This window comes from Ignatzschineria larvae DSM 13226 (genome assembly GCF_038500265.1).
In the GTDB taxonomy this organism is placed as follows: Bacteria; Pseudomonadota; Gammaproteobacteria; order Cardiobacteriales; family Wohlfahrtiimonadaceae; genus Ignatzschineria; species Ignatzschineria larvae.
On the sequence record NZ_CP150637.1, the window covers coordinates 1,537,258 to 1,553,072 of the forward strand.

At 39.2% G+C, this 15,815-nt stretch carries 15 protein-coding genes; 12 read left to right on the forward strand and 3 right to left on the reverse strand.

Translation table 11 applies throughout. The features are described 5' to 3' along the window. Positions 1-299: 299 nt before the first annotated feature. Together WMO13_RS06280 and fur are read right to left on the reverse strand one after the other, a co-directional pair. Positions 300-1,943 carry an ArnT family glycosyltransferase gene (locus tag WMO13_RS06280; protein ID WP_051396246.1) on the reverse strand — a complete coding sequence of 548 codons (1,644 nt, stop codon included), beginning with the start codon at positions 1,941-1,943 and terminating at the stop codon, positions 300-302. Continuing rightward, the gene (gene fur / locus WMO13_RS06285) at positions 1,928-2,350 is read right to left on the reverse strand and encodes a ferric iron uptake transcriptional regulator (protein WP_026879064.1); all 423 of its coding nucleotides are present in this window, start codon (positions 2,348-2,350) and stop codon (positions 1,928-1,930) included. Before fur ends, WMO13_RS06280 begins: the two co-directional genes overlap by 16 nt. A 266-nt stretch (positions 2,351-2,616) precedes the next feature. Between fur and WMO13_RS06290 the strand changes: the two genes are divergently transcribed. From WMO13_RS06290 to WMO13_RS06345, 12 genes are all read left to right on the forward strand, one after another. Continuing rightward, entirely contained in the window at positions 2,617-3,669 is a 1,053-nt protein-coding gene (locus WMO13_RS06290) for a class 1 fructose-bisphosphatase (protein WP_026879065.1), read from the forward strand. 424 nt (positions 3,670-4,093) lie between these two features. Beyond that, positions 4,094-4,639 carry a TRAP transporter small permease subunit gene (locus tag WMO13_RS06295; RefSeq protein ID WP_026879066.1) on the forward strand — a complete coding sequence of 182 codons (546 nt, stop codon included), beginning with the start codon at positions 4,094-4,096 and terminating at the stop codon, positions 4,637-4,639. Further along, positions 4,633-6,039: a TRAP transporter large permease gene (locus WMO13_RS06300; protein ID WP_034855799.1), complete on the forward strand. Its 1,407-nt coding sequence runs from the start codon at positions 4,633-4,635 to the stop codon at positions 6,037-6,039. The genes WMO13_RS06295 and WMO13_RS06300 overlap by 7 nt, the downstream gene beginning before the upstream one ends. Positions 6,040-6,344: 305 nt before the next feature. Beyond that, entirely contained in the window at positions 6,345-7,439 is a 1,095-nt protein-coding gene (locus WMO13_RS06305) for a TRAP transporter substrate-binding protein (protein WP_026879067.1), read from the forward strand. Between the two features lie 256 nt (positions 7,440-7,695). After that, positions 7,696-8,799, forward strand: a complete 1,104-nt coding sequence (locus WMO13_RS06310) for a TRAP transporter substrate-binding protein (RefSeq protein WP_026879068.1) — start codon at positions 7,696-7,698, stop codon at positions 8,797-8,799. Positions 8,800-8,876: 77 nt separating this feature from the next. Continuing rightward, positions 8,877-9,443, forward strand: coding sequence for an elongation factor P (efp, locus tag WMO13_RS06315; RefSeq protein WP_026879069.1), 567 nt, complete (start codon positions 8,877-8,879; stop codon positions 9,441-9,443). Between the two features lie 33 nt (positions 9,444-9,476). Continuing rightward, on the forward strand, positions 9,477-10,076 hold the full coding sequence (gene petA, locus WMO13_RS06320) for a ubiquinol-cytochrome c reductase iron-sulfur subunit (RefSeq protein WP_026879070.1): 600 nt from the start codon (positions 9,477-9,479) through the stop codon (positions 10,074-10,076). Beyond that, positions 10,076-11,359, forward strand: a complete 1,284-nt coding sequence (locus WMO13_RS06325; protein WP_026879071.1) for a cytochrome b — start codon at positions 10,076-10,078, stop codon at positions 11,357-11,359. The genes petA and WMO13_RS06325 overlap by 1 nt, the downstream gene beginning before the upstream one ends. Then, positions 11,356-12,183, forward strand: coding sequence for a cytochrome c1 (locus tag WMO13_RS06330; protein WP_026879072.1), 828 nt, complete (start codon positions 11,356-11,358; stop codon positions 12,181-12,183). The genes WMO13_RS06325 and WMO13_RS06330 overlap by 4 nt, the downstream gene beginning before the upstream one ends. 94 nt (positions 12,184-12,277) lie before the next feature. After that, the gene (locus WMO13_RS06335; RefSeq protein WP_034855800.1) at positions 12,278-12,886 is read left to right on the forward strand and encodes a glutathione S-transferase N-terminal domain-containing protein; all 609 of its coding nucleotides are present in this window, start codon (positions 12,278-12,280) and stop codon (positions 12,884-12,886) included. A gap of 175 nt (positions 12,887-13,061) precedes the next feature. After that, positions 13,062-13,577, forward strand: a complete 516-nt coding sequence (locus WMO13_RS06340; protein ID WP_026879073.1) for a ClpXP protease specificity-enhancing factor — start codon at positions 13,062-13,064, stop codon at positions 13,575-13,577. 14 nt (positions 13,578-13,591) lie between these two features. Further along, entirely contained in the window at positions 13,592-14,284 is a 693-nt protein-coding gene (locus WMO13_RS06345) for an esterase/lipase family protein (protein WP_026879074.1), read from the forward strand. 105 nt (positions 14,285-14,389) lie between these two features. On the opposite strand, the gene xseA is transcribed toward WMO13_RS06345, so the two are convergent. Then, positions 14,390-15,805 (reverse strand): exodeoxyribonuclease VII large subunit, encoded by a 1,416-nt coding sequence (gene xseA / locus WMO13_RS06350; protein WP_084331492.1) that lies wholly within the window; start codon positions 15,803-15,805, stop codon positions 14,390-14,392. Between the last annotated feature and the right edge of the window lie 10 nt (positions 15,806-15,815).

Here is a 15,815-nt window from a genome sequence, read left to right on the forward strand (position 1 = left end):
AGCCTATTATTAAATTCAATTCTCACTACTTTTATACAATTGAAGTTTGTGATAGGCTGATTTCTTGTATCAAAGCCATCAAATTTTGATAATTGACAAGAAGTATATACTATTTTCTCATAATAAATAAACTGCTTGCACATTATATTACATTCATATTGATCTACTTACTGCTACTTGCTACTACTTACTACCACTTATTATTTCTAGCAGCAAGCTAAGTAAGCTGTTCATTATTAGCAAGCGCAACCCAAGCCTATCAAATACTTTCAATAACAACCTCTTTTTCACTTTCTCCTTTAGTATAACCTCAACTCTACTAAATCTTTAGGGTATAAAGCCTTACCTTCTGTTTGAATTTCCTCTAAAGTTTTGAGAAGTTGATCTGCACGCATAATCACTAAGTAGCGGCCCCTAAAAGGTTGCCAATATTCAATAATATCATCTTCAAAAAGCGCCTTGTCCTCCACATAAATAATCATTCTTGCATATGCATCGCGCTCCACTAATTCTCTGAGCGCTTGGGAAGAATTAACCTCTATAATAGGAGTAGTTAATCGTCCTTCAAAATGCAAATGCCCTCGATATATTGAAGCATTACCAATCGTAAAACCTTTACTTTGATACCAAGAAATACGCTCTCCTACAGGCTTTAAATCATAAAAATCCAGAGCAACTCTTACAACACCAAAATTAAGTGCTAAAGTTAAAGCAACACTCATTAATGCTAAGGTCATAATTCTAGTATGTGCTGCATTAAATAGTAATGTAATACTAAAAAGAATAAGCCCGGCTCCCCAAAAAGGTGAAACGGCTCCAACCCACTGAGGCAAGCTAAGAAGCTGGTAATAATGTGGAATTAAGATTAACAGTAAGCCCGCACCTACCATAATCACAATAATAAGCGCAATATCTTGTTTGGTACTCAAACCATTACGGTATATCCGTGCGATAATAAGCCCCAATGCAGGATATAAAGGCAATAGTGCATCTAAAAAAGTGAGACTCAATATTCCCAATATTACTATTAGACATAAAAACCAAATTACCACAAAACGAAATGAATCATCCCATTCGACTTCCCGATAGAGACGATAAATTCTAAGCCAAAATAGCCATGGAAAAAGAATAACAATAAGATTAAAAAAGTAGAGGTAAAATGGCGTAGTATTATTAAGAGCCTTTAAAAGATAGCTTAATCCGAGCGCATCAATTAATGAAAAGCCTAATGTTGATGAGGCAATGATCGCCCATATTGCAAATAGGATTAATGCAACAATAATAGATAGTGACCCCCAGAGATAGATTCGCTTCCATCGGTTTTTCGCCCAATAAGGTGCTAAATAAATAATAGGTATCGCCACTAACAAGAAAATAAGACCTGCAGAATAGAGTCCTAGAGTCAAACTGAACGCATAACCTATCCACCATACATCCTGTTTAAAACGCCACGCACGAATCAAAAAGTTCATTGCTAGCATTAGATAGAAAGTAAAATAGAGATAATCAAGGTTAGCTGTGGCAAAAATAGTCCACATCAGGCTACCAATCAACACAAATGGCGCATTAGCTCTTACATCTCGTCTATCAGGCCATAATTGATAAGCAGCCCAAGCTGTTAAAAATAGTGTTCCTAGACTAAAAAAGCTCGCTAACGCTCGAAGCGAGAACTCAGAGACACCAAATAACTTCCAAATAACAAGCCCTAACCAATAATTCAGGGGATAACTCGCATGTTGGTAAACCCCATTAATTTGAGGATAGAGCCATTCACCACTTTGATATAACTCCCAAACAATACCTGAGAAAAGTGTTTCTTGAAAAGGAATGAGAGGTCTTGAAAACCACGTAGAAAAGATAAGGATTAGCCAAATACTAACCCAAATAAAAGCATAACGTCGAGTTGTAAACTCTTGCCGTAAAAAGACTATTTTTCTCTGCATTTTGCACAAATACCGTGCAGAATAGTGCGAGCATCGGTCAATTCATAACCTAATTCAGCAGCAATCTGCGCTTGTTTTTCATGTATTTTTGCATGGGAAAACTCACCAATATGCCCGCAGTTAATGCAGATTATATGATCATGTTGATCACCATCATCAATTTCGAACATTGATTGCCCACCGTCAAAAAAGTGACGACGAACCAACCCTGCTTGCTCGAACTGTGTCAATACACGATATACCGTCGCAAGCCCGACCTCTTCTCCCGAACTACTTAACTGCATGTAGATCTCTTCTGCTGTTAAATGGCAAACAGGTGTTGCGGATGCCTTAGCTAAAATATCTAAAATTTTAAGGCGAGGTAAAGTAACTTTTAGACCTGCATTTTTTAATTCTGTTGAACTCATAATCTTATTTGATTCCCCCATTAGACCCTATCGCTACACCTGAAAAATCCGGTTAGTGAGATGTTGATAATACCTTAATTTGATGAGTATAACGGCAAACAGCCTCAATTCCAATAAAAGCTGTTGACTATTTTTTGGCAGATTAAAGAAACACAAAAACTACACACCTACTACAAAAACACTTTCACTCATAACGTAAAAAGTATATCATAAGCTCAATTTTTTATTATCTTAAATCAGAATTTACTCAAAATCTGGAGATTTCAATGACTCATTTTGGTGTTACGCTCTCACAATATATCATGGAAGAGCAACGTCGATACCCCGATGCTACAGGCAACTTCACCCTTCTACTCAATGATATTGCCGTCTCCTGCAAAATGATTGCAGCTGCAGTCCAAAAAGGACAACTCGCAAATGTGCTAGGTGCAACAGAAAACGAAAACTGTCAAGGTGAGACTCAGCAAATTTTAGATGTTATCGCAAATGACCTCTTTATCAAAAACAATGCAAAACGGGGTCATGTAGCCGCTATGGCTAGTGAAGAGATGGATGATGTTTATCCTATTCCTGATGGGCAACCCCGTGGTAACTATCTATTAATTTTTGATCCACTAGATGGATCTAGTAATATTGAGATTAATGGTCCTATTGGTACTATTTTCTCTATTCTTAAAACGGACAAAAAACATCCGACTGAAGCTGACTTTCTTCAAGAGGGAGCTAAGCAAGTTTGCGCTGGCTACTGCCTTTATGGCTCTGCGACCATGATGGTATTAACCATTGGCCACGGAACTCATGGATTTACGCTTGATCCATCAATCGGAGAGTTTATCCTCACTCATCCTGACATGAAAATTCCAGAAACTACCGCAGAATATGCAATTAACCAAGCAAATCGTAACCTTTGGGAACCACCGGTACGTCAATATGTAGATGACTGTGATCTAGGTGTAGATGGCCCCCGTAAGAAGAAATATACGATGCGCTGGGTCGGTGCTATGGTAATGGATATTCATCGTCTTATTCAAAGAGGTGGTATATTTGCCTATCCCATGGACTCAAGCCTTACTCAAAAAGGTGGCCGTTTACGCCTAATGTATGAAGCCAATCCTATGGCATTCCTAGTAGAGCAAGCTGGCGGCATTGCAACAACAGGGTATGAGCGAATTTTAAACTTAGCTCCTCAAAAATTACATCAGCGTGTACCCGTCATTATGGGGTCAAAAGAAGATATGGCCATCCTATTGAATAACCATAAAGCTTACGCAAAAGAGACCGGTAAAGCATTTAAACACCAATGCCCACAGTATCAATAAATGAGACGATTCGTACCACTGATATAGATCATCTCATTACCCTGGGATCTATATCATAAATACGGAGATCCCCATGCGAATACCACAAGTTTCGACATTACGCCTAAAACCACATGTAATGCTAAAATTAAAAACAGGTTAGAAAACTTCGTTTTTCTTCTATTTTATTTAGTAATTATTCAATAAAAATCAACCAACTATATTGTTAAAATAAAGTATTGGCAATTTTGATAATATGAAGTACATTAACAAAAGGTATGCAAGCAAATTGCATACCTCTTTTTGTAGGTTATAACATTACTGTAGATACTTATCATAAATAAACCTAAAACTACTAACCAAAATCACTAAATATTGAATAAATATTGAATAGATATTAAATATAAATTAAATATACCTATGTGAATTACAATACTCTTTAATCATGAACATACTACATAAAATTTCGCATACAATTGATTCGATCAATATTTTTTTAGGCAAAATAGCGATCGTCGCTATTTTTTTAGCGACCTTAATTTCTGCTGGAAATGCACTGTTTAGATACATTTTTCACTTAAGCTCCAATGGAATGCTTGAAAGCCAGTGGTATCTATTTGCCGTAGTATTTTTACTTGCGTCGGGCTATACCTATCTAAAAGACCAACACATTCGGATAGATATTATCTCTTCTCGTTTCTCGCCAAAAACAAGAGCGATTATGGAGATTATTGGTATTGTCTTTTTTCTCTTCCCGGCGTTCTCAATGCTTTTTTACCTCACAATTAGCCCTGCTATCAGCTCTTGGCAAATTTGGGAAATTTCCCCTAATCCAGGTGGACTCCCTCGAGCGCCTATTAAAGCGTTAATCCCTATTGGAATCTTCTTCCTACTTCTACAAGGGGTATCTGAACTTTGCAAAGCGATTATTACGCTGCGTACATCTTCAAATAATAACGTGACTCAGCCGGAGCAACAGCAACAATGTTAGAATTTTTACCACCATTAATGTTTATTACGCTAATCCTTTTTTTATTAAAGGGTTATCCAATTGCCTTCTCCCTTGCGGCGACCGGCCTACTTTTTTCACTCATCGGCATCTCGATGGGACACCTTGATTTTGCCCTCTTAGGGGCTCTAAGTGACCGTTTCTTTGGTATTATCAGTAACGAAACACTGCTTGCGATCCCTTTCTTTACCTTGATGGGATTAATTTTAGAACGTACTGGTATGGCCGAAGATCTTCTCAATACTATGGGACAACTATTTGGGAAACTTCGAGGGGGTCTTGCCTACTCTGTTATTTTTGTAGGCACAATGCTAGCCGCAACAACCGGCATTGTCTCCGCATCAGTGATTGCTATGGGGTTAATCTCTCTCCCTATAATGCTCCGTTATGGTTATTCTAAGCGAATTGCTTCAGGCGTCATCGCAGCCTCCGGTACGCTAGCGCAGATCGTACCACCAAGTTTAGTGCTTATTGTGCTAGGAGATCAATTAGGGGTTTCTATTGGCTCAATGTATAAAGCAGCCCTTATCCCAAGCATGTTGCTGATAGGTGTCTATATCCTCTTTATCTTGGTAATGACTATTGTCAAACCTCAATCTATGCCGGCAATTCCTGATCATGAGCGCACGTTATTTGGTTTTCAACTCTTCAAGAAAGTAATCACTAGCGTTATTCCACCGGTCACCCTAATTTTCTTAGTACTTGGAACAGTATTTATGGGAATGGCAACACCGACAGAGGCCGGAGCAATTGGTGCTGGCGGAGCTATGATTCTTGCGCTTATTCGTAAAGCGCTATCGAAAGAACTTCTCTTCCAAGCACTTGATCAGAGTGTAAAGATTACCACTTTCGTAGTCTTTATCATGATTGGCTCGATGTTTTTCTCTCTAGCATTCACTAGCCTTAATGGAGGTATCTGGATTGAAAATATTTTAGGCAGCCTCCCTGGAGGTACATTAGGCTTTATCATTGCCGTTAATGTTTTAATCTTCTTTGTGGCTTTCTTCTTAGACTTCTTTGAAATTGCGCTGATTCTTGTCCCGCTATTAGTTCCGATTGCTACAGCACTTGGCATCGATCTCACTTGGTTTGGGATTATTCTTGCGATGAATATGCAAACTTCATTTATGCACCCACCATTTGGCTTCTCTTTATTCTACTTACGTTCAGTAGCGCCGAAAGAAGTATCCACTAAAGATATCTATTATGGCGCAATGCCATTTCTACTTCTTCAAATCTTGATGGTTATTATCTTGATCTCATTCCCCGATATCATTAAATCAGAAAAGGTAGAAAAATTTGAGGGTTCAGGGTCTGATATCGAGTTTAATTTAGATATCGATGGATTTGATGATTTTGATGATTTTGGTGTCGATTTTTAAATATCCTATTTTGGAAGAATCAGTGCCCCGAATAGAGGCATTGATTCTTCCGCTTAAGCTATTAACCATTCTCTGCCTGCAACTAGCATCATGAATATATCGTTACGCAACAGAATCTACATTGATAATTCAACTCAAGTTATGTTATCACTATAGTTAATCAATAATACTATTTGCAATAAATGTCACCGATAGTACAGATGCTACAAGCAACAATTATAACAACATGCTTGATTTATAATGAATCACGCTTGCATTATAACTACATAATAAAATAACACTTAAAATAACAATGGAGAATTGAGATGAAACGCCGGCAATTTATAGCAAAAGCAGGAGTAATCGCAGGCGCTACAATGGCTTCAAGCGCGATTGCACAAACCAATACCCCCAAAATTAAATGGCGTATGACCACGAGCTTCCCGAGAAACTTAGATCTACTCTATGGAACATCTCAGCGGCTCGCTGATTCTGTCTATGCTATGACTAATGGAGAGTTTGAAATTCAAGTCTTTGCACCAGGAGAGATTGTCCCCTCAACACAAGTATTTGATGCGGTACAAAATGGTACTGTTGAAATGGGTCACTCTACCTCTAATTACTACCATGGTAAAAATAAAGCCCTCTCTATTGATACTTGCTTACCCTTTGGACTAACTACTCGTATGCAAAATGCCTGGTATTATGCTGGAGGCGGTACAGAAATTCTTCGGGAACTCTTTGCAAAATATAATATTGTCAACTTCCCTGGCGGTAACTCTAATACTCAAATGGGAGGTTGGTTTCGTAAAGAGGTGAAGACAGTTGCCGATCTTAAAGGCCTTAAATTCCGCATCCCAGGATTTGGTGGAGAGATCTTTTCTCGCTTAGGAGCAATTCCCCAAAATATCGCAGTCGGCGATATCTACTCATCGTTAGAGAAAGGCACCATTGATGCAACCGAGTTTGTAGGTCCTTATGATGATGAAAAATTAGGTCTGCAATCAGTGGCTCCGTACTACTATACGCCGGGATTCTGGGAAGGATCAGCGATGCTCACTTTCTATGTCAATCAAGATGCATGGGGGGCACTGCCGGAGCAGTATAAGATCATCTTTGAAAGGGCCGCAGCGGAAGCGAATATGTGGATGTCCGCTCAATATGATGCAAAAAGCCCTGAAGCCTTAGCAACAGTCATCCAAAATGGCGCCAAACTTCGCTCGTTCTCCAAAGAGATTCTCCAAGCCGCTTATGATGTTGCACAGGAGATCTATGCTGAAGAGTCTGAAGTAAATGAGGATTTCCGCAAAATATATAGCCATTGGAAAGATTTTCTCAACAAAGAGTATCAATGGTTTAGGGTCAATGAAAACATTTTCCAACAATTTATGTTTTCACAACTGAGAAAACAGAGAGCTTAATATGACACCTATATACTGTTATCTCTATTTATTAGAGTGGTAACAGCTATTCTTCCCGTACATTTATTTAGAGTATCTATTAAGATACAGTGGTTAAAATAGACCACAGTATAAATAAAAATGATTATTGATCCCCAATAAAGCTGATCTATATCATATTATTTGGATTCTTATTGCATAGAATAGATAATGCGGGAATAAATAGACTCACAATCGCTATTACAATAAAAACTAACAATAAATCTGGAGCAATAACATGAAACGTCGATCTTTTATCAAGACAGCAGGGACAACCGCAGCACTCTCCGGAGTGATCGCCGCAAGCAGTATCAGCCGTGCAGATTCCTTGCCTAAAATTCGTTGGCGTTTAACCGCTGGATTTCCTAAAAACCTTGATATTTTATTCGCAGCTTCCACTATGCTTGCGGATAAACTTGCGCGATTAACCAATGGTCAATTCGAAATTCAAGTCTTTGCCCCTGGAGAACTCGTTCCTGCTAATCAAGTATTTGATGCAGTATCACAAGGTACCGTAGAAATTGGGCATACTGCCTCTTATTACTATCACGGCAAAAATTCTGCTCTTTCTATTGACACCGTGCTCCCCTTTGGAATGAGCGCAAGAATGCAAAATGCTTGGTTTTATGCCGGTGGTGGATTAGAGATCCTCCGCAAAGTCTTTGCACAATACAATATTATTAACTTTCCCGGCGGTAATACAACCGCACAAATGGGAGGCTGGTTCCGTAAAGAAGTTAAAACACTTGAAGATCTCAAAGGTTTAAAATTCCGCATCCCTGGTTTTGGTGGGGAGATTCTTTCTCGACTCGGCGTTATTCCCCAAAGTATTCCTGCGAGTGATGTCTACTCATCCTTAGAAAAAGGCACCATTGATGCAGCAGAATTTGTCGGGCCTTATGATGATGAAAAACTAGGATTACAATCTGTTGCCCCCTATTACTACACGCCAGGATTTTGGGAAGGCTCTGCTACAACCTCCTTTTATGTCAATCAAGACAAATGGCAAGAGTTGCCCCCACTCTACCAAGAACTCTTTACGACAGTATGTGCTGAAATTAATCAATGGATGATTGCCCAATATGATGCAAAAAATCCTCCGGCACTTGCCACCCTAACACAAAATGGTGCTAAACTACGTTCCTTTTCTAAAGAGATTTTGGAGGCATCTTACAATGTTGCCCAAAAAATCTATGAAGAAGAATGTAACAAGAATCCTGACTTCAAAATGGTCTATGACCATTGGAGAGCTTTTCTAAACCAAGAATACCAATGGTTTAGAATCAATGAAAATATCTTCCAAAGTTTCATGGCCTCGCAAATTCGTAAGCAAAATAGATAAGATGTAAGCTGAATTTAAATTAGAGTTCAGGTATAATCTGCATAGAATTTTTTTTATCAAAATATAGTGATTATAAAATGGCAACATATACAACAAATCAATTTAAAAGTGGGTTAAAAATCATGCTTGATGGAGATCCTTGCTCTATCATCGAAAATGAGATGGTTAAACCTGGCAAAGGTCAAGCTTTTAACCGCGTTAAAATTCGTAACCTCAAAACAGGTCGCGTCATCGAAAAAACTTTCCGTTCGGGCGAATCTGTGGAGGGCGCAGATGTGATCGACGTGGAATTACAATATCTCTACAATGATGGCGAGTTTTGGCACTTCATGAATCCTGCAACATTTGATCAAGTTGCAGCGAATGAAAGCGCAGTTACTGATACTAAAAAGTGGCTCAAAGAGCAAGATATGTGTACCGTAACGCTCTATAACGGCACACCGCTCTCTGTAACACCTCCTAATTTTATTGAAATGGCCATTATTGAAACGGATCCTGGTTTAAAAGGGGATACTGCTGGAACAGGTGGTAAGCCAGCAACGTTAGAGTCAGGCGCTGTTGTACGAGTACCGCTTTTTGTACAAATTGGTGAAGTAATTAAAGTCGATACCCGCACGGGCGAGTATGTGTCACGTGTAAAATAAATAAAAGTAAAATTTTAAATGGAGACGAAGAACATGAGTTCGGAGAATGTGAATCATAAAAGGAGACGAGTCCTAAGCTACGCAACTGTTGCTGTAGCCGCCTTTGGTGCAGGATTCTTGGGGGTTCCTTTTGTAAAATCGTGGATGCCTAGCCAACGTGCTAAAAGTGCAGGTGCCCCCGTTGAAGTAGATCTTTCTAAACTCTCTCCCGGAGAATTACTCCGTGTTGAGTGGCAAGGAAAGCCTGTTTGGGTTTTAAACCGTACTGAAGCTATGCTCGAACGCTTATCAACCGCGCCTGCTGATGCATTAGTAGATCCTACTTCTAAAAGTGATCAACAACCTCCGTATGCACAAAATGAGTTTCGTTCTATTAAACCTGAATACCTCATCTTAGTAGGTATTTGTACGCATTTAGGATGTTCACCCACCTTTAGACCTGAAGTTGCACCTGCAGATTTGGGTCCTAACTGGCGTGGTGGATTCTTCTGTGCATGTCATGGCTCAAGATTTGATTTAGCGGGGCGCGTTTTCAAAAACCTCCCTGCCCCAATTAACCTTCTTGTTCCTGATCACTACTACAAAACAGATAACTTAATTGTTGTCGGTACTAGCGGGGAGGGAGTTGCGTAATGGCTACGACTAAAACAAATGGAAAATCAAGATTAGAGCGTTTAGGGGATTGGATTGATTATCGTATCCCGTATAAACGTGCTCTAAAAACACACGTCACTGAATATTATGCGCCTAAGAACTTTAACTGGCTCTATGTCTTCGGTGTTTTAGCGGGTGTTGTACTAGTAAATCAAATCCTAACAGGTATCTGGTTAGTAATGTATTATAAGCCCGATGGCGCTTTAGGTCCTACTGGGATTCCTATTGCCTATGCTTCGCTTGAAACGGCTGTGATGCGAGATGCAAACTGGACTTGGCTCATACGCTATATGCATGCAGTCGGTGCATCGATGTTCTTTATCGTCATCTATATGCATATGTTCCGCGGTTTAATTTACGGTTCACATCGTAAACCTCGCGAACTTGTATGGATCTTCGGTATGTTAATCTACCTCGTACTGATGGCTGAGGCCTTTATGGGATACGTTCTGCCCTATGGTCAGATGTCATTCTGGGGTGCACAGGTTATTATATCTCTCTTTGGTGCAATCCCTTACATTGGAGATACATTAGTAACGGGTATCCGTGGTGACTTCGTGATCTCTGAAGCAACCTTAAGCCGTTTCTTTGCGCTTCATGTGATTGCACTGCCACTTGTCTTAGTAGGCTTAGTTGTGGCACATATCCTTGCACTTCACCAAGTAGGTTCTAATAATCCAGATGGTATCGAAATTAAAGATAATCTCGATGAAAATGGCAAACCGCTTGATGGTATTCCGTTCCATCCTTACTACACAGTACATGATACTTTTGCAGTAGGTATTTTCCTCATCTTCTTCGCATTAATCATCTTCTATATGCCAGATATGTATGGATTATTCCTCGAATCTCCAAACTTTGAGCCAGCTAACCCATTGGCAACCCCGGCACATATTGCACCTGTTTGGTACTTTACGCCTTACTATACAATTTTACGTGCGGTTCCATCATGGTTCGGTACACAAATTTGGGGTGTTATAGCAATGGGCGCTTCAATTGCAGTTCTATTTGCCCTTCCTTGGTTAGATAGAAGCCCAGTACGTTCGATTCGCTATAAAGGTGCATTTATTAAAATCATGATCGCACTCTTTGTAATCTGCTTTATCGTACTTGGTTACTTAGGTGTTGTACCTGCTAACGATACTCGTACACTCGTTGCTCGTATCTGTACTGTCTACTATTTTGTCTTCTTCCTTGGTATGCCATGGTGGTCAAGATGGGGTAAAGTTAAACCAGTTCCAACAAGGGTGACAATGAAATGAGAAAAATCATAACATTACTTACTAGTAGCCTTCTGATGGTTTTGGCCGCAGCTACGGCCAATGCACAGACATCTGAAGCACTGACAGCTCAAGCACTTGATGCTTTAGGTGAACCACAAATCAATATCAAAAACTATGAGTCATTACAATCTGGTGCTCGTCTTTACGTTGACTACTGCTTAGCTTGTCACTCATTAGAGTTTCAACGCTATAACATTACAGCTAGAGATATTGGCTTACAAGAAGAAGATATTCAGAAGTTAGTCAATACAGGTAGCTATGATCCTCGTGAAGCTGAGTTTATTAAAACAAAAGATGGTGATTTAATTCATACAGCTATGGATCGTCGCGATGCAAAAGTCTGGTTAGGTGTTTCTCCTCCTGATCTTTCGACCATTGCTCGCGCTAAAGGTCCTGACTATGTATTTAAGTATCTTCTCTCTTTCTATGAAGATCCTAGTCGCCCTACGGGTATGAATAATATTGCCTTCCCAAATGCCGGGATGCCAAACGTATTAGCTGAATTACAAGGGATTCATCAACCTGTCATTGAGAAAGTTGCGATTGGTGAATGTGATATGAATAATCCTGATGAGTGTCAATTTGAAGATGTAGTTATCGGCGTTGAAAAGGTTTCAGATGGCGCGATGACTGAACTTGAATTCCGTAAAGCTGTAAATGATGTCACTAACTTCTTAACCTATGTTTCAGAGCCAGCGCAATTAGAGCGCCAAAAATATGGCCCATGGGTTCTTGGCTTCTTAGTGATCTTTACTATTCTTGCTTACGCACTTAACCGTGAATATTGGAAAGATGTTAAGTAATTTACATTTTTTCATGTTACAACAGGAACTATAAATCAGTAAGGAGCAATTATTTTTAGTTGCTCCTTACTTGTGATTAAGGAGATCATAAATTATGTCAACAAGACGAACAGGTTTTACACTATTTACAGAAAAGAATTCTTTAGATGGTGATCGAGTTAAGGTAACCTTGCTAGAAAAAAATATTACTTGTGAAACAGTGGTTGTCGATCCTAATAATCCGCCGGGAGATTTGTTAGAAGTTAACCCTCAAGTTATTCTTCCAACCCTTATTACTCGAGAAATTGCGATTTATCATACAGACACAATTTTAGAATTTTTAGATGAACGCTTCCCTCATCCACCACTTTTACCCAATGATCCAATTTTGAGAGCTAAATTCCGTTTAACCCTTAAAACCATTGTAAATGATTGGTATCCTCTCATCGAGAAGCTCATTGGCCGGAAAACAGCAGATAATAAGACTAACAAAGCCATTGCTGATCTTTTAGTTGCTTATGCCCCCCTTTTTAGTCAGACGAACTATTTTCAAAGTGACGATTTCTCACTGATTGATGCCACAATTGCACCTTTTCTCTGGTGGGTAAAATATCTAGATATTCCACTTCCTAAAAAAGCACAGCCAGTACTAGACTATTACGATCGCTTGCAAGAAAAAGAGAGTGTCAAATTAGCTTTTGATAAAAAAGAGAAGACTGTCTAATCCCACACCTCTTCTACCTAATAGTAGAGACTCAAGAGTACTCATCATATAAATAGTAGTAATATAATAAATATAGACATAAATCTACTCCACAATATTGGAGTAGATCTATTTTAATTCATTGATGAAATTTAGCATTCACCCATTTTTCAAAAGCTTTAATAAGATAACTGATATGATGACTTCCAATAAGCCCTATTTTATACGCGCATTATATGAATGGATTTTAGATAATGATTGCACTCCCTACATTGTTGTCGATGCAACGCTACCCTTTGTCGATGTTCCCCGGCAATTTGTTCATGATGGCAAAATTATCTTAAATATTCTCCCCTCTGCAACGCATAACTTGAATTTAGGCGATGACTGGATTACTTTCTCTGCCCGTTTTTCTGGAGTACCTCAGAATATCAACATTCCTATTGGTGCAGTTGCAGCCATCTATGCACAGGAAAATGGCGAAGGAATGGGATTCCAGACAGAAGCACTTAACGAAGAGAATCTTGACATTATCAAAGAAAATCAATCTCTCTCCATAAGCAAAAAAGAGAAAGCAAAGCAGAAAGGGCCTAAATTAGGGATTATCTCCTCGAAACAAGATGAAGAGCATAAAAAAAGTGAAGATGATAATACACCGTCTCCTAATGACAAAGGCCCAGGTCCTAAAGGTGGCTTGAAAATTGTCAAATAAGCTGAGGTACTACCATGAATGAGCGTTCAAAGTCCAATCAGCTTGAGCCCAAAGATCATGCTGCACTACAAGATCTCATTCTCATTCATGGGCTCTATCAAAATAGCTGGGTAATGCGTATTTTAGGAAAACGCCTTAATCAGTTAGGCTATAGAATCCATTATTTCAATTATCCTACACTACGCGCAGATATAAATCACAATGTCGAACTATTTCATCAATATCTACAAACATTCACCAAACCTTATGCGATTATTGCTCATAGTTTAGGGGGACTGATCACCTACCAGGTTGCACATCAATATCAGCCATCGCTATTGCAAAAAGTAATCGCAATTACACCGCCTTTTCAAGGATCAGATATTGCTCAATATTTAGTAGATCATCATGCAGATTACCTTCTAGGAAAAGCTAAAACAGCATTATTAAAACGGGATAACAAACTAAAATGGGAATTATCAACAACCCCTCTAGGAGTCATTGCCGGCACACAAAATATTGGCCCTTCCTATCTATTATTAGAACAAATTGTTAAAAGCCATAGTCATGATGAGCTGAGTGATGGAACTGTCTATCTCAAAGAGACTCAAATTGAAGGGATGACTGACTTTACCACTATCAATCGCTCTCACACGATGACGCTTTTCGATAACCGCACTCCCCTATTATGCGATCACTTTCTTCGTTACAATTCCTTTAAGTACTAGAATACTTCTATCTGATCAATTTCTAATTCATATCCAATATATTCCATACCCAATATAATTGGATCGTAACCTAAAACCTTAACAAGACTCCATCGCAAGCAATATCTACTCTACCCCTAGAACCTTCGCATTAATAATACCATCTGCAACTTTAATCGATAATTGATCGCCGCTTTGTACCTGGGTAATACTCTTCACAATCTTGGTCGTCTCTTCTGAAGTTGTTACGGAATACCCTCGCAATAATACATTCAATGGACTCAGCAACGTCAATTTTTCAACACTAAATTGGAACGCTTGCCGGTATTGTTCTAGTTTCATTTGCATTGATCTCGTTAAGTGTAATGCTAGCTCCTCTTTTGTACTGGCTAGTAGCTGATATTTCCGTTGTAATAGCTGTAACGTTAAGCGCTGTTCTAACGTCGATAACTTCTGCTTGTCTTTAGAAAGGCGAGATTGCAATTGATGATTAAGTCGGTGTTGATGATAAATCAATTGCTGACGAAAGTGTTGTAACTGTAGTTTTGGCTCTTTGAGCTGTAAGCGATGATAATAATATTGGACCTTCGAACGTTGAGCCTCGATTTTAGTGACTATTCTTGCAATTAACTGCTCCTGATATTCGGCTAATATCTGATATAACTCATCCTTTGATTGTGAAGAATATTTAGCCGCAATCGAGGGTGTTGGCGCTCTAAGATCAGCGACAAAATCAGCAATTGTAGTATCCGTTTCATGACCCACGCCGGTAATAATCGGAATATGAGATGCAAAAATCGCACGAGCAACGACCTCTTCATTGAAACACCATAAATCTTCAATACTACCGCCCCCACGGATCACTAACAGTAGATCGCAACTATTCTCACGATTAGCTCTTTCAATGGCACTTGCGATCTCCATTTCCGCACCGTTACCCTGCACTCTTGTTTCATAAAACGTTAAAGGAATATCCGGTCGGTGTTGCCGAAATACATTCAATACATCTTGTAGAGCTGCCGCCGTCGGAGATGTAATGATCCCAATTCTCTTTGGGTGTTTAGGAACGGCTTTCTTGTGTTCAAGTGCGAATAGACCTTCTTGTGCTAACTTTAGTTTCAGCGCTTCAAATTGTAGATGTAGATCTCCTTTGCCCGCTTCTTCCACACGAGAAATCACTAATTGATATTCTCCTCTCGGAGCATAGACAGTGATTTTGCCTGTGACTTTCACTTTTTGTCCATTTTGAATAAGCGCACGATAAAGCATAGCTTGGGAACGCCAGATAACGCCTTTGACAACGGCTTGATCATCTTTTAAATTAAAATAGATATGCCCAGATTGCGGAAAAGCGGCATTAGAAATCTCCCCTTCGACTTGGCAGTAGAAAAGATTCCCTTCTAATAGCTCCCGAATAGTGGCATTTAATTTTGAGACACTCATCACAGAAGAGGGACCTAATGAATTATCAATAGCGTCATCTCTATCAACTATTGATTGACTTGTTCTCTGATCCCATAGATCTGGGCGTTTTCCTACCATTTATACAATC

What these genes read in the sequence shown, in the direction of transcription:
- WMO13_RS06280 (WP_051396246.1), bottom strand. Translation starts at nt 1,943, where the DNA reads ATGCAGAGAAAAATAGTCTTTTTACGGCAAGAGTTTACAACTCGACGT.
- fur (WP_026879064.1), bottom strand. Translation starts at nt 2,350, where the DNA reads ATGAGTTCAACAGAATTAAAAAATGCAGGTCTAAAAGTTACTTTACCT.
- WMO13_RS06290 (WP_026879065.1), top strand. Translation starts at nt 2,617, where the DNA reads ATGACTCATTTTGGTGTTACGCTCTCACAATATATCATGGAAGAGCAA.
- WMO13_RS06295 (WP_026879066.1), top strand. Translation starts at nt 4,094, where the DNA reads ATGAACATACTACATAAAATTTCGCATACAATTGATTCGATCAATATT.
- WMO13_RS06300 (WP_034855799.1), top strand. Translation starts at nt 4,633, where the DNA reads ATGTTAGAATTTTTACCACCATTAATGTTTATTACGCTAATCCTTTTT.
- WMO13_RS06305 (WP_026879067.1), top strand. Translation starts at nt 6,345, where the DNA reads ATGAAACGCCGGCAATTTATAGCAAAAGCAGGAGTAATCGCAGGCGCT.
- WMO13_RS06310 (WP_026879068.1), top strand. Translation starts at nt 7,696, where the DNA reads ATGAAACGTCGATCTTTTATCAAGACAGCAGGGACAACCGCAGCACTC.
- efp (WP_026879069.1), top strand. Translation starts at nt 8,877, where the DNA reads ATGGCAACATATACAACAAATCAATTTAAAAGTGGGTTAAAAATCATG.
- petA (WP_026879070.1), top strand. Translation starts at nt 9,477, where the DNA reads ATGAGTTCGGAGAATGTGAATCATAAAAGGAGACGAGTCCTAAGCTAC.
- WMO13_RS06325 (WP_026879071.1), top strand. Translation starts at nt 10,076, where the DNA reads ATGGCTACGACTAAAACAAATGGAAAATCAAGATTAGAGCGTTTAGGG.
- WMO13_RS06330 (WP_026879072.1), top strand. Translation starts at nt 11,356, where the DNA reads ATGAGAAAAATCATAACATTACTTACTAGTAGCCTTCTGATGGTTTTG.
- WMO13_RS06335 (WP_034855800.1), top strand. Translation starts at nt 12,278, where the DNA reads ATGTCAACAAGACGAACAGGTTTTACACTATTTACAGAAAAGAATTCT.
- WMO13_RS06340 (WP_026879073.1), top strand. Translation starts at nt 13,062, where the DNA reads ATGATGACTTCCAATAAGCCCTATTTTATACGCGCATTATATGAATGG.
- WMO13_RS06345 (WP_026879074.1), top strand. Translation starts at nt 13,592, where the DNA reads ATGAATGAGCGTTCAAAGTCCAATCAGCTTGAGCCCAAAGATCATGCT.
- xseA (WP_084331492.1), bottom strand. Translation starts at nt 15,805, where the DNA reads ATGGTAGGAAAACGCCCAGATCTATGGGATCAGAGAACAAGTCAATCA.